General features: G+C 31.3%; 1 protein-coding gene. It reads right to left on the bottom strand.

Going from position 1 to position 428, the window contains the following annotated elements; all coding sequences use genetic code 11:
- Positions 1–141: 141 nt before the first annotated feature.
- Positions 142–428 (bottom strand): sensor histidine kinase (locus tag Z053_RS31755; RefSeq protein WP_035097343.1); only part of this gene is annotated, 287 nt, incomplete at its 5' end.

Below are 428 nucleotides of genomic sequence, written 5' to 3' on the forward strand. Positions count from 1 at the left end.
ATAAATATTTACAAGTCTTGTATGTTTATTTTGTATAATACCAAATTCGTCACTGGTACCAATAGCTATTATTTTTTTGTAACCGGCTGTTATTCTTTTTATCATCCTTTATCCCTTTATAAAATCAAATAACCTTACTAATCAGTATTTTTTCTGAAAAGGCATTCTGATTTCTACTTTTGTACCTGTAGCGAGCTTATTATCATATAAGTCTTGTACATGGTACCCTACCACTGTACCATATTGCTCTTTTAAGATTTCTAATCGTTGTTGTATAGCTTCCAGGGCAAAAGATTCATGACGACCTCCTTGTCGCTCCTGGATTTTCTTTGCTTCTTTTCTACCAATACCATTATCAGTTATAGTACATAAAAGATGGTCCGTAAATATAAAATCTATGGTAAGTTGTTTTTTACCTTCTTTATGTA

This window comes from Aquimarina megaterium XH134 (assembly GCF_000520975.1).
GTDB classification, from domain to species: domain Bacteria; phylum Bacteroidota; class Bacteroidia; order Flavobacteriales; family Flavobacteriaceae; genus Aquimarina; species Aquimarina megaterium.